At 39.6% G+C, this 18,560-nt stretch carries 18 protein-coding genes, 1 tRNA gene and 1 CRISPR repeat array (1 of these 20 running past the window's edge); of the genes, 2 read left to right on the plus strand and 17 right to left on the minus strand.

Translation table 11 applies throughout. From position 1 onward, the window contains the following. A CRISPR array of direct repeats spans nt 1-2,392; the repeat unit is 32 nt; unit sequence ATTTCAATCCACGCCCCCGTGAAGGGAGCGAC (it extends 74 nt beyond the left edge of the window). A 146-nt stretch (nt 2,393-2,538) separates the two neighbouring features. The 14 genes from cas2 to ACWPVL_RS01235 all read right to left on the minus strand — a co-directional run bounded on the left by cas2 (nt 2,539) and on the right by ACWPVL_RS01235 (nt 15,202). Then, nucleotides 2,539-2,832 carry a CRISPR-associated endonuclease Cas2 gene (gene cas2 / locus ACWPVL_RS01170; protein ID WP_002930608.1) on the minus strand — a complete coding sequence of 98 codons (294 nt, stop codon included), beginning with the start codon at nt 2,830-2,832 and terminating at the stop codon, nt 2,539-2,541. Between the two features lie 10 nt (nt 2,833-2,842). Then, on the minus strand, nt 2,843-3,868 hold the full coding sequence (cas1c, locus tag ACWPVL_RS01175) for a type I-C CRISPR-associated endonuclease Cas1c (RefSeq protein WP_125387664.1): 1,026 nt from the start codon (nt 3,866-3,868) through the stop codon (nt 2,843-2,845). Continuing rightward, the gene (cas4, locus tag ACWPVL_RS01180) at nt 3,865-4,536 is read right to left on the minus strand and encodes a CRISPR-associated protein Cas4 (protein ID WP_454386334.1); all 672 of its coding nucleotides are present in this window, start codon (nt 4,534-4,536) and stop codon (nt 3,865-3,867) included. Before cas4 ends, cas1c begins: the two co-directional genes overlap by 4 nt. A gap of 1 nt (nt 4,537) precedes the next feature. Then, a complete protein-coding gene (gene cas7c / locus ACWPVL_RS01185; RefSeq protein WP_148887572.1) occupies nt 4,538-5,389 on the minus strand; it encodes a type I-C CRISPR-associated protein Cas7/Csd2 in 852 nt (283 codons plus the stop codon). Between the two features lie 3 nt (nt 5,390-5,392). After that, nucleotides 5,393-7,294 carry a type I-C CRISPR-associated protein Cas8c/Csd1 gene (cas8c, locus tag ACWPVL_RS01190; protein ID WP_454386336.1) on the minus strand — a complete coding sequence of 634 codons (1,902 nt, stop codon included), beginning with the start codon at nt 7,292-7,294 and terminating at the stop codon, nt 5,393-5,395. Next, a complete protein-coding gene (gene cas5c, locus ACWPVL_RS01195) occupies nt 7,294-8,022 on the minus strand; it encodes a type I-C CRISPR-associated protein Cas5c (RefSeq protein WP_454386338.1) in 729 nt (242 codons plus the stop codon). Before cas5c ends, cas8c begins: the two co-directional genes overlap by 1 nt. A gap of 245 nt (nt 8,023-8,267) precedes the next feature. Next, nucleotides 8,268-10,682, minus strand: a complete 2,415-nt coding sequence (gene cas3, locus ACWPVL_RS01200; RefSeq protein WP_454386340.1) for a CRISPR-associated helicase Cas3' — start codon at nt 10,680-10,682, stop codon at nt 8,268-8,270. Between the two features lie 817 nt (nt 10,683-11,499). Continuing rightward, nucleotides 11,500-11,571 (minus strand) — tRNA-Arg (locus ACWPVL_RS01205). 40 nt (nt 11,572-11,611) lie between these two features. Continuing rightward, on the minus strand, nt 11,612-11,959 hold the full coding sequence (gene rplS, locus ACWPVL_RS01210) for a 50S ribosomal protein L19 (protein WP_005590628.1): 348 nt from the start codon (nt 11,957-11,959) through the stop codon (nt 11,612-11,614). Nucleotides 11,960-12,077: 118 nt separating this feature from the next. Beyond that, nucleotides 12,078-12,404 carry a fluoride efflux transporter CrcB gene (gene crcB, locus ACWPVL_RS01215; protein ID WP_454386342.1) on the minus strand — a complete coding sequence of 109 codons (327 nt, stop codon included), beginning with the start codon at nt 12,402-12,404 and terminating at the stop codon, nt 12,078-12,080. Next, nucleotides 12,401-12,775, minus strand: coding sequence for a fluoride efflux transporter CrcB (crcB, locus tag ACWPVL_RS01220; RefSeq protein ID WP_314044135.1), 375 nt, complete (start codon nt 12,773-12,775; stop codon nt 12,401-12,403). The genes crcB (ACWPVL_RS01215) and crcB (ACWPVL_RS01220) overlap by 4 nt, the downstream gene beginning before the upstream one ends. Next, entirely contained in the window at nt 12,772-13,038 is a 267-nt protein-coding gene (locus ACWPVL_RS01225; protein ID WP_048763700.1) for a chorismate mutase, read from the minus strand. Before ACWPVL_RS01225 ends, crcB (ACWPVL_RS01220) begins: the two co-directional genes overlap by 4 nt. Nucleotides 13,039-13,255: 217 nt before the next feature. Then, a complete protein-coding gene (gene sufB / locus ACWPVL_RS01230) occupies nt 13,256-14,638 on the minus strand; it encodes a Fe-S cluster assembly protein SufB (RefSeq protein WP_061909505.1) in 1,383 nt (460 codons plus the stop codon). A gap of 123 nt (nt 14,639-14,761) precedes the next feature. Next, on the minus strand, nt 14,762-15,202 hold the full coding sequence (locus ACWPVL_RS01235) for a flavodoxin (protein WP_454386345.1): 441 nt from the start codon (nt 15,200-15,202) through the stop codon (nt 14,762-14,764). 105 nt (nt 15,203-15,307) lie between these two features. On the opposite strand from ACWPVL_RS01235, the gene ACWPVL_RS01240 reads away from it, so the two are divergent. Both ACWPVL_RS01240 and ACWPVL_RS01245 read left to right on the plus strand, forming a co-directional pair. Next, entirely contained in the window at nt 15,308-16,243 is a 936-nt protein-coding gene (locus ACWPVL_RS01240; RefSeq protein ID WP_125370605.1) for a DHH family phosphoesterase, read from the plus strand. A 104-nt stretch (nt 16,244-16,347) separates the two neighbouring features. Next, complete coding sequence (locus ACWPVL_RS01245; RefSeq protein WP_048763695.1) at nt 16,348-16,590, plus strand: type B 50S ribosomal protein L31; 243 nt, start codon at nt 16,348-16,350, stop codon at nt 16,588-16,590. A gap of 158 nt (nt 16,591-16,748) precedes the next feature. Here ACWPVL_RS01245 and ACWPVL_RS01250 read toward each other — a convergent pair whose 3' ends face one another. The 3 genes from ACWPVL_RS01250 to ACWPVL_RS01260 are packed head-to-tail and all read right to left on the minus strand — an operon-like array spanning nt 16,749 to nt 18,407. After that, nucleotides 16,749-16,904, minus strand: coding sequence for a hypothetical protein (locus ACWPVL_RS01250; RefSeq protein ID WP_125387654.1), 156 nt, complete (start codon nt 16,902-16,904; stop codon nt 16,749-16,751). Between the two features lie 11 nt (nt 16,905-16,915). Next, nucleotides 16,916-18,226 carry a GTPase ObgE gene (gene obgE, locus ACWPVL_RS01255; protein ID WP_454386348.1) on the minus strand — a complete coding sequence of 437 codons (1,311 nt, stop codon included), beginning with the start codon at nt 18,224-18,226 and terminating at the stop codon, nt 16,916-16,918. A 52-nt stretch (nt 18,227-18,278) separates the two neighbouring features. After that, nucleotides 18,279-18,407 (minus strand): DUF4044 domain-containing protein, encoded by a 129-nt coding sequence (locus ACWPVL_RS01260; RefSeq protein ID WP_065426516.1) that lies wholly within the window; start codon nt 18,405-18,407, stop codon nt 18,279-18,281. Nucleotides 18,408-18,560 lie beyond the last annotated feature (153 nt).

Below are 18,560 nucleotides of genomic sequence, written 5' to 3' on the forward strand. Positions count from 1 at the left end.
CCACGCCCCCGTGAAGGGAGCGACGTTTAAATGTAGGGGATGAAATCCCTGATTATTTATTTCAATCCACGCCCCCGTGAAGGGAGCGACGTTACATTACAAGGTTTGTTAGGATTTGGGATAATTTCAATCCACGCCCCCGTGAAGGGAGCGACTAGACATTGGCTAGTACCTCCAATCTTTCCAAAATTTCAATCCACGCCCCCGTGAAGGGAGCGACGGGAATTTCAACCACTCTCAGGGATAAGCCTTTGGAATTTCAATCCACGCCCCCGTGAAGGGAGCGACACACCACCCAATTCATCAAACGAAATGATGTGAATTTCAATCCACGCCCCCGTGAAGGGAGCGACAAGAGTGTTTTGTCAAAAATGATAATCAGAACCAATTTCAATCCACGCCCCCGTGAAGGGAGCGACAAACAATTATTGAGCAAGGGGTTAGTTTTGCTGAATTTCAATCCACGCCCCCGTGAAGGGAGCGACTGTGCAGGTGTTTGCTAAGGACACCCAAAAGGAATTTCAATCCACGCCCCCGTGAAGGGAGCGACGCTCGGCTTATGGGCTTGAGCGACAAACAAATCAAGATTTCAATCCACGCCCCCGTGAAGGGAGCGACTCAAGGTATTCCAGGTAAGCCAGGGGCAGACGGTAATTTCAATCCACGCCCCCGTGAAGGGAGCGACCATACTGTCCGCTATGCTTGGGGGAATAAGACTGATTTCAATCCACGCCCCCGTGAAGGGAGCGACGAAACCATCAAGCGAGCTAATGGTCTGGATGTAATTTCAATCCACGCCCCCGTGAAGGGAGCCCACAAACTGCCCTACAATGCGTTGTAATTTCAATCCACGCCCCCGTGAAGGGAGCGACGGTATATGCTGGGGAATCCGGTCGAGTATAAGAATATTTCAATCCACGCCCCCGTGAAGGGAGCGACGAAGGGCGAACTCACACTCGCAAAGAGCTGGAAATTTCAATCCACGCCCCCGTGAAGGGAGCGACTTGAGAAAATAGCGAAAGTGACACAATATACAAAATTTCAATCCACGCCCCCGTGAAGGGAGCGACGTGATATTGAAGCCTTTAAAGGACGGGTTGTGTTTATTTCAATCCACGCCCCCGTGAAGGGAGCGACGATTTTGGTCGGGGACTTGGAGGGGACTTTTTTAGCATTTCAATCCACGCCCCCGTGAAGGGAGCGACCATTATCAAGATCGCTGCTGAAGATTGTGGCATTATTTCAATCCACGCCCCCGTGAAGGGAGCGACTGATTGAGATGTCGATTGCAATCGCAGAGGGTAAATTTCAATCCACGCCCCCGTGAAGGGAGCGACGTGGCTTTGGCTCACTTTACTTGCTTTCAGAGCGTATTTCAATCCACGCCCCCGTGAAGGGAGCGACGGTACCAAGTACTAAAAGAGCAAAAGAAAAAAGCATTTCAATCCACGCCCCCGTGAAGGGAGCGACTCTAGCGATAGCAACATTTTTCTCGCTAACCAAATTTCAATCCACGCCCCCGTGAAGGGAGCGACATTAACGCCGACTGGGGAACAGTTATTCAAGGGATTTCAATCCACGCCCCCGTGAAGGGAGCGACTAGAGCGATAAGTATTGTCATTATGTTTGACAGTATTTCAATCCACGCCCCCGTGAAGGGAGCGACGTAACAATTACAAGAGATGATTTCTTGCTTAGAGATTTCAATCCACGCCCCCGTGAAGGGAGCGACGAGAGCTTGCTTGCCCAGCATGTGCCTCCTGATATTTCAATCCACGCCCCCGTGAAGGGAGCGACTATCATGCAAACTGGAGTACGCCAACTCACAATCTATTTCAATCCACGCCCCCGTGAAGGGAGCGACCTTTTGGCCAAGCTTCAGCTCGTACCGATCATAAATTTCAATCCACGCCCCCGTGAAGGGAGCGACGATGTTGATCGTTACTGGACTGCCAATAATGCCTATTTCAATCCACGCCCCCGTGAAGGGAGCGACCACTTGCTATCACGCGTGATGGCGGAATGGAACAATTTCAATCCACGCCCCCGTGAAGGGAGCGACGCCGTATAGCGTAAGATTTTAAAAGGAGAAAATATATTTCAATCCACGCCCCCGTGAAGGGAGCGACTCAAGCGATTGGCCACAAAAGACACACATTCGCATTTCAATCCACGCCCCCGTGAAGGGAGCGACCTACGAAATCTACAAATTAGCTTATGAAGATATAATTTCAATCCACGCCCCCGTGAAGGGAGCGACGAGTGCCTGATGGATCGGTTACTGCTTTTCCGATATTTCAATCCACGCCCCCGTGAAGGGAGCGACTCATGGAGCTTACGCGTCAGTTCTTCAATTTCCAATTTCAATCCACGCCCCCGTGAAGGGAGCGACAGCGCGTAGTTGCACTGTTTTAGGCAAAAATTATCTTTCGAGGAAAGTAAACTCTTCTAGAATTTCGAATTTTTGCCTTATTTTTGTTTATTTTTTGCGCGAAAGTCCTGCTTTTTTCTGAGTAACATCCATTCGCACTAGACTATTTAAAGGAGTAATACCCCTATATCAGGATCATAACTTGTATCACGTCCAATCGTTTCTAGACGATTTTGCCAGTTTTTTCCTAGTAAATAAAAACGAATACTGTCGGACTCAGTGTCAATTATACTCAAAAGCTTAGCTTTTATTTCTACAAATTCTGCAGGAGTTACTGAGCATTCAAAAACTGAATTCTGAACGCGTTGCCCATAATCAACGCATAATTTTGCCACATGACGTAATCTTTTCCTGCCTTGCGCAGTTTCAGTATTCACATCATATGTTACTAATACCATCATAAACCGGCTCCTATATTAAAAACGGTGGATAGGATTCCAATTCTCCACGGATTGTCTTGGCCAATAACTGTGCTTGGATATAGGGCAGTAACATCAATTTCACTTTTTCTTTAGTGAAAGGATGTTCTACTTCCTGATGTTTCCGCTTTTGCCAGGCTTCAATAAAAATTGCACGCCCTTTTTCAGTTAATATGACACTTCCATTTTCCTTAAAGTCAAAATGTTTTTTGCTTAACTGAGCTTTATTTATCAAAGAAAACACAAATCTGTCAACTATATAAGCACGAAATTCTTCGACTAAATCCAATGCCAAGCTAGCACGACCTGGCCTATCCGTATGAAAGAAGCCAACATAACTATCCAGCCCTACTGCTTCCAAAGCAGATTGGCATTCATATGTTAATAAACTATAGCCAAATGATAACAAAGCATTGACACAATCTAATGGAGGGCGTCTAGTTCGCCCATTAAACTGAAAAGTCTCCTTATCAGTTAATACTAAATCATTAAAAATACGAAAATATTGGTTTGCTGCCTGACCCTCTATTCCTAAAAGAGAATCCTTGTTTTCAGCTGCTTGAACCTGTTCCAAGGCCCAAGTCAATTCCGTATTCACTTCTTCAAATAGTTGGCTATCAATCCGATCGCGATGATCACGCTTAAAACGTAGTAAATATTTTCTAGAATTTGAAATTTTAGCAAGAATAAAATGTTTTGCATATTCTAGAGATTGTTCTTCATCAGCCAAACGATAATGCTGCCTTCTTAGCAAAACATTCCCATTTGTTTGCCCAACAAATCGACCGCAAAAGCGTCCTTGCGGGGTATGGAAGGACAAATTAATCTGATTCTCAGCACAGAGTTCAATCAAAGAAGGAGACGCTCCCAAATAAGAAAAACAAACAATGCCGTCAATAATTCGATACGGGAAACGACTGATAACTTTACCTTCTTGCTTGATAACGATATTATCTCTTTCACGGGTTAAATAAAAATTATCTTGAGTCAAATATAGAGTATTAAGTAGCTTTTTCATAAGCTATCCTCACTTTTTAATGCTTGGAAAATGTAATTGTCAATATTGCGCGCCTTTTTACTCAAACGCGGCATGCAAATATCAACTAAGGAGCATAACTGACAGTTTTTAAAATATTCAGCTTTTGGAATAAGCTTTTTGTCATAATATTCATGCATTTGGCAAGCTAACTCGGCTACTTCTTTTCGTAAATCAGAAGTGATTTCTATTCGCTTCTTTTGATTCACACTATGGTAATAAAGATAGCCATACTCGATTGCGCACCCAAGAGTTTCTTCAAGACAAATCGTTTGAGCAACCAGCTGAACAATATCCCGAGTATCTCTTTTTGGTTTTCCACGCTTATATTCAATAATGACAGGAAGCCATTTGCCACGTTTCCCTTTTAGCGGAACTCCTTTTTCATCCTTATGGAATTCAACCACATCCAATATCCCATAGAGACCAAGCTCTTTTGATGAGACATGCATAGCTCGTGAGGTTATGACATCCTTTCGCTTTTCTTTAATATAAGGATTATCCGCCTTTTGATGCAAAATCTGCCCATGAGCTGTCGCTTCGTTTTCAGCCCACTGCTGCTCAATATGAATCAAACTCCATTGGCGCTTGCAGAATTGGAAATGCTGAATACCAGATAACATCAAATAGTCACTTTCAGCATAAACCATTTTACAGTCCTTCTAAGATATCAACTTTCAATCCTTTAGCTTCATATTCTGCTAATTTTTCTTGATTCAGATGAATGCGGTAGTCATCGTAACTATCTTTATCCTGTTTTTCTTTGTCAAATTCAATCAAATCAAAAACACGCGCACTAGAAACATTTCCTAGCTTATTAGAATGAGTAAACCAGAAGACTTCCCTCACGCGCATAGAACCTTCTGGACGTGCAGAAGAAGCATCGTTTTCAAAAAGACTAACGAGCACTTCCTTAATAACTTCAGCATCTTCGTTAGAGAATCCTGTTTTTTCAGCAAAATTTGGATTAATCGAACCTTTGATGACATAGACACCATAGTCCACAAAATGCTTGGTTCCCATCGTATCAGATGAACGTCCACCTGCTTTTTTAGGTTCGACACCGTTTGTGCTTCGAGTAATCTGTAAACTAGAGATGATGATTGGATCCAAAGATTTAGCCATGCTGACAGAAACCGGTCCACGAATAGCAAACGAGCGATCTTTTAGATAAGTGAACACTTGACCAAACGAACGGACATCCATCCATAATTGATTGGCTTTTTCATTAATTTCTTCATCTGATTCTTTTCCTGTAAATTGAGTCTTAAACCGTTTCTCAAGTGAATTAAGCCCATCCTCAATGCGATCATTTGCTTGTACAAAGATGGTATGGCCAAAATCCTGCATTCGATTGCGGATTTTGCGTTTGATGGCCACATCGCTGATTAAGCCTTGATTGGCTGCGTTTGTTCTTGGCATATTTCCTGACAAGGGGTCTCCATTTGCATTAGCTTCCCTTACCTCAACTGTTACCATAAAATCAATCTTGTGTTCCAACATCTGCTATTCCTCACTTTCATTTTTTTCTTGTTTTGTATAAAAGAATTGCTTTTCAGCATAGTAACCAAAAATAAATTGATAATCCAAGGGATCATTGATATCCTTCTTTGCCATTAGGGGGCTGAGTAATTGAATAATTTCTGCTCGCTCTTTGTCTAATTTGTGAAAGATTCCATGAGCGTTTAATTTCACAGCCTCTTCATAAGGCTTGATTTTATTTGTTAAATTCATCATTAACTTAGCTGGCTGGCTGGTATAGGCATTCCAGTACCTCTCGGCATTTGTTATCCTATTAGATTCTTTCTTGTCCTTATTTGGATTCTCGATTTCATATTTTTTCGATTCCATCAATTCAAAAATAGCTAATAATCTTCCGAAGAGATAAGAACGATTAGTATTTTCGTGATCTAACATTGGTTTAAACTCCCTTCCATATTGTTTGTGTAAAATCGCTAAACTTATTTGCTGCACCTGAGACCAGTGATTAGGGTACTTTTGTCGCTGTTTAATATTCTTTTCTAACTTCTTAACGATAGTACTAGGTATTGGATTCCCATCAATCAAAGTTGTTACTAATTGCTGATATTGATCACTCTTAAAACTGTCATTGTCCAATTCCAAATAACGTTCTCTGTCAATACCGTAGGCAGCGTTGATTATGTCATTAAAAGTAGGTGTTCTTAATTTATAATTTCCAGATTTAGTTTTTGCCTTCCAAGAATAGTTTTCCTGCCAAGTTTCCAGATTTTTCAGCAGCTGTGAAACTTGAAGCTGGCGGAAATATTTTAAAGCAATACGACCATTGCTTGTTTTATTTAGTATTGCAACGTAGTAGGTTGCATCATTGCCAAATAATTTTCTTCCTTTAATAAACGAAGACCTTATTTTTTTATTTACTTGGTTCGGTTTGAGGAAAACCGAACTGTCTTTTTGGTCTATATCATCTTCAAATAATTCATTAAAAATCGGCTTAACAATATCCAATTGACTCTCATTCGCTAAATCATCACTAAACCAATTGATGAGATATTGTGACGATCCTAGCCAAGTACTACTGTTTTTATTTTCTAGCAGATACTTAATCATTAAATGAATTTTTTCTGAAGTTTCATACCCAACACTAAAAACATCTTCTCGCTCCTTAAAGCGCCCTTTATAGGCCTCTCCTTTATTACTAACCGAAATAATTTTAGCATTCCCCATCAGTCCTCGATGCTTATTGGTAATTTGCTCCGTTCGTCCGCTAATATTACATATTCCCAAATTATCCTGATTAGCTCTTACAAATGAAATATATGATTGATGTAATTCCTTGTAGCTAGTCACTGATTCATCTTTAAAGCCATTAAATCGTACAATTGAAAACTCTAGGAAATAAGCGGATAAATCAACAGTCTTGTTTTTTCCATCAGAGTCAGAATAGGTGATTTTCAATCCCTCTCTTTGGTAATGCTCACCATATAAAGACTGAAGAATGCTACTTAGAAAATCTGTTTGGAGAATAAAATGCTGAATTTTTATCAAAAATTCCTTGACTCTACCTTCCTCACAGTAAGCAATCCAACTAGCTAATTGTTTATGAAAATCATCATATTGCGATTGACTCACTTCTGGTATATAATAAGAAAACTTGTCTACAAGAGGATGTGGAGCAGGATTGCTACCAGATCTTGCTACAGAATTTGCAGTCACAGGAAATATAATCGTTTGATTATCAGAGATGAATTCTGCTTTATAGAAATTCCCATCCTGATCCAACTTAACTGCAATAATATTCTTACCATTTGACTTCAAACTAGTATGATAAATTGGAAGCAAAACAGGATTGTCCCCACTTTGTTGGTCAACTAAGCCAATTTCTTCTGCTTTTTCATAAGCTTTTAAGAGAGAAGTAAAAAAATCCATTATTCTTCTCCTTTCTCCATAGCATCGTATTCCTTAAGTTCATCATCAACGGACTTAATCTGGCCAGTTGTCTTAAAGGTATAACTAGATAAAGTATTTACAATTTCACACTCAGACTGAGGCTTAAACTTAATCAACCCATTCTCCATCACTGTTTTTGTGAAATAAGATTTTAACGGTGTCGTTTCGTCTTTTGGGTAGGCGAAAGAATGAAACATAATACCCAAATCAATAGTAATGCCATCGTAGTAAGAAGGAGTATTCTCATACTCTTCCTGACTAATTTCATCGACTAAGCCAAAGCATTCGCTGGTTCCTAAAAAAATATGTCTCCGCCCACCTTTTCGAATAGAACGTTCCATAATGGCTTCATGCTTTTTAGGTAGCCGATCTTGCATCAAATCTTCACGATTCTCATTCCAAATGAAATGGAATTTCACTAGATATTCCACATCACTCAGGTATGAAACGTAACTCAAATCTGCACTATAATCATGTAACAAAGCACGAACACCGTGTAACTCTGTCTGAATTTGATTCATGACCTTAACTTCAGTAATAACATTTGTGAAAGTTGGCTTGTAGTACACAGCATCAATTATGCCTTGGAGGGCTTGTCTAGTAGGAACTTGGTACGACGATCTCTCTCCACCACCTTTAGTTGCAGGATTTGTAAAAAGAGCCTGTTCGCTACGTATCTTTACATAGAAATTTCTTGATCTGTACAAGGTTAAAACCTCCTTCTGTGATTCTATAAACCTATCTTAGCACTTGAAACTTCAAAAGTCAATTATTTACTTTCTATATATAGTGTTTATAAAACAACTGTTGATTATATGGATCAATTTTGATATAATCTAGCCATCATAGTGCTATCTATGTGGATTGAAATTATATTTAGTGCTTATTTATACTGAATTACAGGTCAACGAAGTCCTCTACTGACTCTCGTCGACCTGTTTTCTTTTAATTTTTACATCAGGAAACTTCCTGACTCTAGGGTGATCCCCTTTTTCTCATCATAATAACCATCTGACAATATCTGAATTTGCCCATTCAAATATGATTTTGTCGCTTCAAGTATTTGATCGTGCTGACGAACATTTACCGTATAGGGCTGCAATTCCTTTAAAAGTGCTTTTATTGTTTGATAGTCTTCAACAGATGGGTAATCATATTCACACAATTCTTCTAAAACCAACAACTTTTCAATAGCTTCTCCATACGGAACCATCACCCCTATTGTGTCATTGTTTATTAAATTCATTTTCAAACCAGCAGTTTTAAAGGCTTGTTTTAACTTTCCTTTAAAATCATTACTGTCTTGATATGAATTTATGCTTAAATAATCATAAACTGATTCACCATGCGATAAAGGATAATCCATTGAACCTTGATTATTAGCATAATAATATTCAAAAAAATCCCGATTTAAAAGTGACATTTCAATAGGCGATGAGATCTTATGGATAATATGCTCTGTGGCGTCTTTCTTAGCTTTTATTTCTTTCAAGCGTGATAGATTTTCCTCTTCAGAGGTAAGATTGACTAAGGTAACTTGACCTTTATCACGTTTACCTTCACGATTGCATCGGCCACTAGCTTGCACAATTGAGTCAACTCCTGCATAAGATCGGATGACGCGATTAAAATCAATGTCAACTCCAGCTTCAATTAGTTGCGTACTAATACAAATAATAGGTATTCCTTTTTTAAGATGTTGTTTAATTTCCGCTATAATGTCTAATCTGTGCTGAGCACACATATTAGTCGAAAGTTGATAAATAGGTCTATCAGTCAATCCTTCAAGCATCATATAGAATTTATCAACAGTCTTCTTGGTGTTAAAAATCGCAAGAATAGACTCGTCATTTTCCAGTACAAAATCTACTAAATCTGACAGGTTCGAATGTTGATTATTTTCATCAAATTTTCTAAGTTCTGTTCTTGAAAAGACTGCTTTTTCTTCATGAGTTAACTCAACAATATCAGCAGCTTCACCATATTTCCCACCATAAAAAAGTTTATGTTTGATAGCAGCAGAATCATAAGCAGGCTGTGTAGCCGTACATAAGATAATAGTCGTGTTCATAACTTCATTTAAGAAATTCATGGTTAAATTAAATAAAGTTGTCACCTCAATAGGCAATGATTGCACTTCATCTAAAATCAAAACACTATTCGCTAAACTAGAAAAACGGCGAATATTTGCTGATTTAGTTTTAAATAAAGTTTGAAAAAATTGAACCATTGATGTCAAAACGACTGGACTATCCCAACTTTCTATCAGGTACTCTGGTAATAAGCTCTCTTTTTCGTCTCCCTTATCCTCGTTCTCTTGTTTGTTCTGTACAACATTTGAATGATGCTCTAGTACCCCATCTTCTCCAATAACTTTTTTAATAGCTGCTGCATTTTGTTCTAAAACAGATAAAAAAGGCGTAATATAGAAAAATCTTGATTTCTTTTGATCAACCAGCTGATGAAAGGCGTATCTCATACTCAGATTCGTTTTCCCAGCGCCAGTAGGAAGGTCTAAACGATAGATTCCCGTTGAATCTTTTTCCCCTCTACTCTTAACTCGTTCACCAATTTGTGAACGAATCTCATTCAGTCTTGTAGTTGGATGACTAAAGCTACGATATTTTCGCTCAATAGCTTCAAGATAAGAATCATTTAGTTGTTGTTTTTCTTCATCTTTTAAAGGTTCAATGAGCAAGCCATAAGCATTGACAGTATCTAGTACATCTGCATTCTTCAAAAAAGATAAGTACATGCGAATAAAACAACCACTATAATATTCTTTCTCACTTTCATCAGACCAACTAAGTTTAGACCAGGCTTGCTGGTAATTTGTAAATGCTTTTTCGATTAAATCGTTTAAATCACAGTAACCATGAGGATTTAATTCAGCTTCTAATTCTTGAGCAAAAGGTAGAATATCTTCTTGGTAAGCAAGATTATTCATACATTTTGTCATTCTATGCCTTAATTTATTGAATGCAAATTGTTCTGCTTGAACACCTTCATCTTCCAGAAAAATATTATACATACCGTGGTGAGCTGAAATAACATAAGCACTGATCTCCTGAAAAAGTATCCTATCTTCCATTGGAATACTTGATTTTTTTAAACATGCTTGTATACTTTGAAAGAGATAGATAGCTCCAGCAGATGAATGATCAACATGCTTGTTAGGTTGCATTTCCAATTTATCTTGAAAAGCTTTATTTGCCTTACCTAAATCATGATACAAGCCTAGCAAAAAAAGCACATCCCCTTGTCCTAAAGACTCTGCTTGTTTTCTTCCACTTTCAGCAACATTTGTTAAATGTATTTTTAACGATTGCATTTCGTTCGTATCACGATTATAATGAGCTTTTATCATTTTTACCCTCATTTCATTTAGTGTTAATGTTGGAAAAATATTCCAATCTTAAATCTCTAATTTAATAAAACTTCCGAATTTTAAAGCGCTTTCATTTTTGGAGAAAATAGTTTCTGAAGTATTATAGACAGATTACAGAATACTTAAAAGAATAATGTCTTAGTCCTAGAAAATGAATCCTTTATCAATGCGACCATATAGATTAAAACATTACTAATGACCTATACTATAATTATTTAACTTTAATAAAAATCACTGATAATCTTCATAGGAATATATTCAAAACACTATATTAATATCATTGTAAACTTAAAAACTAAAAATTTCAATAGATTATGAGTATTTTTGTTACTTTCTATTAAAAACGCTACAACATTTGCTGTAGCACTCATTTTTCATTCTTCTATATCTCCATATCTACAGTTATAAAGACTGATATTACTCTCGTTACTCGGTAATGACAGCAAGCCATCTGACTCCTTTAGGCTGAGGATTTCAACTAATCTTAGAAGAGAATAGTTTTGTTGTAATTATTTTAGAACGATTTTATGAACAATCTTTTGTCCACACTCCTCTTTAATTTTTGTAAAAAGTGAGCGCTAATGCTTGTGTGCTCCACTGCAAAAAACTTACTTTCATCATCTAGCTTCCGATAGACCAATCTCTTTTGAGCATGTATAAGTCTATACCCATCGTTTAGAGCAACAAGAAGAAAAAAATCATAATCGAATAAGAAATATTTTCGAAACTTTTGGGGCAGATTTGGGTCAAATATAACAAAAACCCTTGTTAATCAAGGGTTTTAAGTGTTGTTTAATGTCCCCTGCCGGAATCGAACCAGCAACTACTCCTTAGGAGGGAGTTGTTATATCCATTGAACTAAGGGGACTAGAGAAAAACTCTGCCAAGTGACAGAGTCATTTCTGATATTAACGACGGATTTCTTTGATACGCGCTGCCTTACCTTGCAATGCACGAAGGTAGTACAATTTAGCACGACGAACTTTACCGTAACGAACGACCTCAATCTTGTCAACACGTGGAGTGTGGATTGGGAAAGTACGTTCAACACCTACACCGTTAGAGATTTTACGAACTGTGTAGTTTTCTGAGATACCAGCACCTTTACGAGCGATAACGACACCTTCAAAGATCTGGATACGTTCGCGAGTTCCTTCGACAACTTTCGCGTGAACGCGGACAGTGTCACCAGGACGGAATGCAGGGATATCTGAGCGAAGTTGACCTTCAGTCAAACTTTGAATTAATGGATTCATTTTTTCTCCTATCTTGCTAATCTTGTAGTTCTAGACGACAGCGGATTAGCCGTTTTTTTAGTGCATCCATTTATGCACAAAGTATATTATATCAAAATTCTAGCAAAAGTAAAGATTTTTAGATAAAAATTCCTAAAAGAATGGCTAAAAATCCTATAAAGTAAGTCAGCATCAGATAGAGGCTAAATTTCTTCTTATCTGGGAATAGCTCTGCTAATTCCACATTAAAAGTGGAAAGAGTTGTTAAACCGCCACAGAAACCTGTTGCCAAAATGCTATACAGTTGCTTATCTTGGATATGATTATAAAAATATCCAATCAAAAAGGCTCCCAGTACATTAGCCATCAAGGTGCCTATTGGCAAAGCAGCTCTGCTATTAACCTTAGAAAAAAAGTAACGGACAAGAGCTCCTAGACCGCAAGCAATGAGCAAAAACCAAATCATGCGGTCACCTTCCTTCCAGCCCATAAAGCAATGCAAAGGCTGCCGCCGATACTCAAAACAAGATATAGGAGCAATTCTGGATAACGGCCTAAATCCAGCAATTTGAGCGAATCTAATAGAAGACTAGAAAAAGTCGTCAAGCCGCCACAAAATCCCGTCGACAAAGCCAATAACAAACGCTTAGAAACTTGCTTGCGACTGAGATAGCCTTTAACCAAATAGACTAACAAGAAAGTTCCCAAATAGTTGACCAAAAGTGTCGCTAGAGGAAAATGTCCCGTAAATGTGAAAAAGGATGAGCATTGATAACGAAGTAAACCGCCTAGCATCGCTGCTAGGAAGATTGCCAAAGAATTTTTTACTTCACTCATCTAATTTGCTTCTCCTGAAAAGCACGTGAATGCTTTAGGATATCCGCAAAGGTCGCAAGAATCGTTTCTTGATAGTCCTTATTCTCAATCTTGCTCGCAACTCTAGCAAAGATCCTTTCTTCTCGCTTAGGATCTGCGACGGCCTTCCCAGTTGATTTTTTAACAGCCACAACTTGGCCGACCAGATTCATACGCTGCTCTAGTAAGGCAACAAGTGCGTCATCTACTTGGTCAATTTCCTGTCTGATTTCTTCTAACGTCATCTCATTCCTCCTCATATTCTATCTATCATATCAAAAAATAGTAAAATCTTCTAGTTTTATCCTAAATAAAAAAGGGCCACTGGACCTTAAATTAAAAGAAAACTCGCTTAAGCGAGTTTTTATCCGCAACCTAAAACAGTCCTCAGGACCTTTGGATTAAGGAGAACTCGCAAAAGCGAGTTTTTATCCACAGATTAAAAAGGTCCGCTGGACCTTTTTAACCAACTGAGCCTTCCATACTCATGTTGATGAGTTGGTTGAGTTCGACGGCGTATTCCATTGGTAGTTCTTTGGTAATGGGTTCCATAAATCCGTTGATAATCATAGCTGTGGCTTCTTCTTCGCTGATTCCTCGGCTCATCAGGTAGTAGAGCTGATCCTCAGACACTTTGGAAACCTTGGCTTCATGCTCTAACGCGACATTGGAATTATGGATTTCATTAAAAGGAATGGTGTCGGAACTGGACTCGCCATCCATCAGAATAGTATCGCACTCGATATGAGATTTGGAACCTGCACTATTCTTGCCAAAGCGAACCTGACCACGATAGTCTGTCTTACCGCCATCCTTGGCCACTGATTTAGAAATTAAGGTACTGGAAGTCTTAGGAGCATTATGAAAGACCTTGCAACCCGCATCCAAATGCTGGCCATAGTTAGCAAAGGACATGGATAGAACAGAAGTTCTCGCGTTACGGCCATTAAGAATGCTACAAGGATATTTCATATTGACCTTACTGCCTAAGTTTCCATCAATCCACTCTAAGGTGCCGCCCTCCTCAACAATCCCCCGCTCCGTTACGAGGTTATAGACATTGTCCGACCAATTTTGAATGGTCGTATAGCGGAAAAAGGCATCCTTTTTGACAATGATTTCGACATTTGCTGCATGAAGACTATTGCTTGTATAGGTCGGTGCTGTACAGCCCTCGATATACTGGATGGAGCCGCCCTCCTCGATAATCATCAAGGAGCGCTCAAACTGGCCAGCATTTTCACCATTGATTCGAAAATAGGTCTGAACAGGAACTTGGCACTGGACATTCTTGGGCACATAGATAAAGGTTCCGCCGGACCAAACTGCACTATTAAGAGCAGAAAATTTATGCTCAGCATTTGAAATCACAGTACCAAAATACTGCTTAACCAAGTCCGGATATTCCTGAACAGCCGTATCCGTATCAGTAAAGATAATCCCCAACTTGGCAAATTCTTCCTTCATATTGTGGTAAACCACTTCCGATTCGTACTGGGCCACAGCTCCAGACAGAAACTGCTTCTCCGCTTCTGGAATTCCCAAGCGGTCAAAGGTTTTCTTAATCTCCTCTGGGACTTCATCCCAACTGCGAGCCCGATCTCCGCTTAGTTTCTGATAGTAGATAATATCATCAAAGCGAATACCTGATAAATCTGGTCCAAAGTTAGGCATGGGCAGCTTATGAAAAAGTTCCAAAGAGCGGAGGCGATAATCCAACATCCACTGGGGCTCATTCTTGATTTCTGAGATTTCTCGAACTACTTCTTCGGTCAAACCTTTACCAGTTGAAAAGAGTGGCTTGACATCATCATGGAAGCCAAAGGCATAGTCGCGTTCTTTCATAGAAATTCCTCCTTTATCTAAGGGATAACGCTTACCTATATTATACTCCTAATCATGAGAATTGTCAGAAAATAATACTTTAACAAAAGAAAAACGGCCACAGCCGCTTCCTATATTGTCATTTTAAACTTTACTTACTAACTCTTCCGCAAATGCTTCCAAGCGCTCAATATCATCTTCTTCTGCAGAAAGATCTACTTTGACACATTCTGAACCTTTCACTGCTCCTGTAGCCGCAAAAACAGCATCAAAGTCATCAACAGCCTTGCAGAATTCATCATAAAAAGTATCGCCTGAACCGACCACTCCGTAGACCTTGCCAGTCAAGTCCAATCCAGACAAGTCTTCGTAAAAGTCCATCATTTCATCCGGCAGCTCACCGTCACCGTAGGTATAGGTCGCTACAATCGTAATATCCGCTTCCAAGAAATCTTCTGCATCGACAGTGGTACACTCGTCCACTTCAACTTCTACATCTAGTTCTCTTAGCTTATCCGCCACAATATCGGCAATTTCCTCGGTGTTTCCAGTCATACTGGCAAATACAATTTTCGCTAAGGTCATAGTTCCCTCCAAATTATAATCTTCATTCATTATAACACATCTTTTTTATTTTAAAAATAAAAATTCTTGTGCTACAATAACTAGAGAAAGTTTAAGAGGTTTACAATGAGTATCTATAGTAAAATTCTGAAAAAAATTAAGGAATACGATAAAATTATCATCCACCGCCACATGCGCCCCGACCCAGATGCAATTGGCAGTCAAGTCGGCTTACAAAAACTTCTCCAGCTCAACTTTCCTGAAAAATCCATCAAAGTCACAGGATACGACGAGCCTAGTCTTACTTGGCTAGCAAAGATGGATGAGGTGACAGATGCGGACTATGAGCAGGCCTTGGTAATCGTGTGCGATACAGCCAACACTCCCCGCATTGATGATCAGCGCTACAGCATGGGCGACTTTTTGATTAAAATCGACCATCATCCCAACGATGATGCCTACGGAGATTTGCTGCTGGTTGATACAGATGCTAGTAGCACGAGCGAAATTATCGCTCTTTTTGCCTTCGAAAATCACTTAGAAGTAAATGACTATATCGCTAAACTTCTTTATGCTGGCATTGTTGGAGATACAGGTCGCTTCCTCTATCCAGCGACTACTGCACGCACATTTGAGGTAGCTGGAAAACTTCGCCAATACGCTTTTAATTTTTCAGAGCTTTCTCGAAAAATGGACTCCATCACACATCAAGTTGCCAAACTGCAAGGTTATGTTTATGATAATTTAGAAATTGATGAGAATGGTGCTGCACGCGTTATCCTATCTCAGCAATTATTGAAAGAAAATCAGCTGACGGATGCTGATACTTCAGCTATTGTAGCTGCACCTGGACGGATCGAGGATGTCCAGATGTGGGCCATCTTTGTCGAACAACCTGACGGCCATTATCGTGTGCGGATGCGCAGTAAATTTACTCCAATCAATGAAATTGCCAAGCAACATGATGGAGGTGGCCACCCACTTGCCAGCGGTGCCAATGCTTATTCCAAAGATGAAGTGGACTTAATTTATCAAAAATTAAAAGAAAGAGCAAAAAAATAAGAAAATCATCCAAAAGACTTGTCAAATCATTTAGAATTTGATAAACTATCAAAGTAACTAATCTATGGCTCGCAAAGAGTCCATGGCAGAAAGGATTTTTTAAAATGAGAAAAGACATTCATCCTGAATACCGTCAAGTTGTATTTATGGACACTACTACTGGCTACAAGTTCCTTAGCGGTTCAACTAAACGTTCAAACGAAACTGTTGAATTCGAAGGTGAAACTTACCCATTGATCCGTGTCGAAATTTCATCAGACTCACACCCATTCTACACTGGACGTCAAAAGTTCACTCAAGCAGATGGACGTGTGGATCGTTTCAACAAAAAATACGGTCTCAAATAAGAACTGTATTGACATTAAAAAGAATGTTGATACAAAGCCATTTCCGAGAAATCGGATTTGGCTTTTTTTGTTTTTTCCAATAGAAAATCCTTCGAAATCTGGAATGAGGCAGCATGACTACTGTCACTCATTCCTTCATCTCAAAGGATTGGTTTCAACTATTGATCTTCTTTCAGTTTTTCTCGCTCAAGGCGAAGTTTGCGATTTGGATTTAGCCGGTTAAAGAGTTCTTCCAGCTTTTTTGCATTCCAAACATCTGCTGCTGAGACAAAATTGCCATTTTCGTCTCGGAAAGATATTGGTTTATCACCCATTACATATCTCCTTAGTCAACAAATTCAAACTCAAACTTACCGATACGCACCAAATCTCCATCCTTGGCACCACGCACACGAAGCGCTTCGTCAACGCCCATACCGCGCAACTGACGGGAGAATTTCATGATGGACTCATCACGGTCAAAGTTAGTCATTGTAAAGAGTTTTTCTAGTTTATCACCTGAAAGCACCCATGTAGCATCATCATCACGGGAGATTTCGAAGGCTGGCGTTTCTTCATCAAAGCCATAATAAGCCTCGTCTTCCATATCGGATTCTTCATAAAGTAGAAACTCAGGTGTCTTATCCAGCAACTCAGCCGTTGCATCCAAGAGCGTGGCAAGCCCCTGCTTGGTCAGACTAGAAATAGGGAAAATCTGCGGCAACTCTTCAAATTCGTCATAATTGGCAGCCAGTTTTTTCTTGAATTCTTCCAAGTTTTCTGCGCTATCAGGCATATCCATCTTGTTGGCTACAATGATCTGCGGCCGTTCCATCAAGCGCAAATTATAGGATTCTAGCTCTTTATTGATTGCAAGGTAATCTTCATAAGGATCGCGACCCTCACTGGCAGACATATCAATAACGTGCAAAATGACCCGTGTCCGCTCGATATGACGAAGAAACTGGGTACCTAAGCCCACTCCCTGACTGGCTCCTTCGATCAAACCTGGTAGATCGGCTACAGCAAAAGATTCCCCAGACTGAGTCCGAACCATGCCCAGATTAGGAACAATCGTGGTAAAGTGATAGGCTCCGATTTTCGGCTTAGCTGATGTAATCACACTTAGTAGGGTTGATTTTCCAACCGAAGGAAAACCAACCAAACCAACATCAGCCAGCACTTTTAGCTCCAGCAGTAATTCTCTTTCCTGACCGGGCTCCCCATTTTCAGAAATTTCCGGAGCAGGATTTTTAGGTGTAGCAAAGCGAATATTGCCACGACCACCACGACCGCCATGCGCTACGATGAATCGTTGACCGTGTTCAATCAAATCCGTAATGACCTTGCCAGTTTCAGCATCACGCACGGTCGTCCCCTGCGGTACACGGACAATCAAATCCTCCGCTCCTCGACCATGCATTCCCTTAGTCATTCCTTTTTCGCCTGATTGAGCCTTGAAATGACGATTGTAACGGAAATCCATCAAGGTGCGCAGTCCTTCGTCAACGACAAAAATCACATCGCCGCCACGACCGCCATCGCCGCCCCAAGGTCCGCCATTGGGTACATATTTTTCTCGGCGAAAAGCTACCATGCCATCGCCGCCCTTGCCAGCCTTGACCTGAATCTTGGCTGTATCTAAAAACATACTCATATAAATTCTCGCTTCTTTTTTACTCTAAAAAAACGCCTTGCAGCGTTTAGGATTAGAAGATTACGCCGATAGCTTGTGCAAAAATTGCACCAATCGTTACAAGTAACATGATTACCACGACCAGCATTGTCAATTTTTCAAATCCAGTTTTTTTACGTTGTCCGTTATCTCCAAAAGCCACTTTATTACCTCAATTCCTAGATTACTCCCTATATTTTAACACGATTAGCATACTTTTTCAAATATTTACGAGATGAAAAAGAAAAAGAGAGGTTTTACTCCATTAGCCAAAGAATCCTAAAGGATATTTATGAAAATAATTTAAAAAGATTGA

Source organism: Streptococcus sp. Marseille-Q8145, assembly GCF_965112035.1.

Excerpts from the sequence above, each read along its gene's own strand:
- crcB (WP_454386342.1), bottom strand. The coding sequence starts at position 12,404 with ATGATTTGGTTTTTGCTCATTGCTTGCGGTCTAGGAGCTCTTGTCCGT.
- obgE (WP_454386348.1), bottom strand. The coding sequence starts at position 18,226 with ATGAGTATGTTTTTAGATACAGCCAAGATTCAGGTCAAGGCTGGCAAG.
- ACWPVL_RS01245 (WP_048763695.1), top strand. The coding sequence starts at position 16,348 with ATGAGAAAAGACATTCATCCTGAATACCGTCAAGTTGTATTTATGGAC.
- cas4 (WP_454386334.1), bottom strand. The coding sequence starts at position 4,536 with ATGGTTTATGCTGAAAGTGACTATTTGATGTTATCTGGTATTCAGCAT.
- rplS (WP_005590628.1), bottom strand. The coding sequence starts at position 11,959 with ATGAATCCATTAATTCAAAGTTTGACTGAAGGTCAACTTCGCTCAGAT.
- cas2 (WP_002930608.1), bottom strand. The coding sequence starts at position 2,832 with ATGATGGTATTAGTAACATATGATGTGAATACTGAAACTGCGCAAGGC.
- ACWPVL_RS01240 (WP_125370605.1), top strand. The coding sequence starts at position 15,308 with ATGAGTATCTATAGTAAAATTCTGAAAAAAATTAAGGAATACGATAAA.
- ACWPVL_RS01250 (WP_125387654.1), bottom strand. The coding sequence starts at position 16,904 with ATGGGTGATAAACCAATATCTTTCCGAGACGAAAATGGCAATTTTGTC.
- ACWPVL_RS01235 (WP_454386345.1), bottom strand. The coding sequence starts at position 15,202 with ATGACCTTAGCGAAAATTGTATTTGCCAGTATGACTGGAAACACCGAG.
- cas8c (WP_454386336.1), bottom strand. The coding sequence starts at position 7,294 with ATGGATTTTTTTACTTCTCTCTTAAAAGCTTATGAAAAAGCAGAAGAA.
- crcB (WP_314044135.1), bottom strand. The coding sequence starts at position 12,775 with ATGAGTGAAGTAAAAAATTCTTTGGCAATCTTCCTAGCAGCGATGCTA.
- cas3 (WP_454386340.1), bottom strand. The coding sequence starts at position 10,682 with ATGATAAAAGCTCATTATAATCGTGATACGAACGAAATGCAATCGTTA.
- ACWPVL_RS01225 (WP_048763700.1), bottom strand. The coding sequence starts at position 13,038 with ATGACGTTAGAAGAAATCAGACAGGAAATTGACCAAGTAGATGACGCA.
- cas1c (WP_125387664.1), bottom strand. The coding sequence starts at position 3,868 with ATGAAAAAGCTACTTAATACTCTATATTTGACTCAAGATAATTTTTAT.
- sufB (WP_061909505.1), bottom strand. The coding sequence starts at position 14,638 with ATGAAAGAACGCGACTATGCCTTTGGCTTCCATGATGATGTCAAGCCA.
- cas7c (WP_148887572.1), bottom strand. The coding sequence starts at position 5,389 with ATGTTGGAACACAAGATTGATTTTATGGTAACAGTTGAGGTAAGGGAA.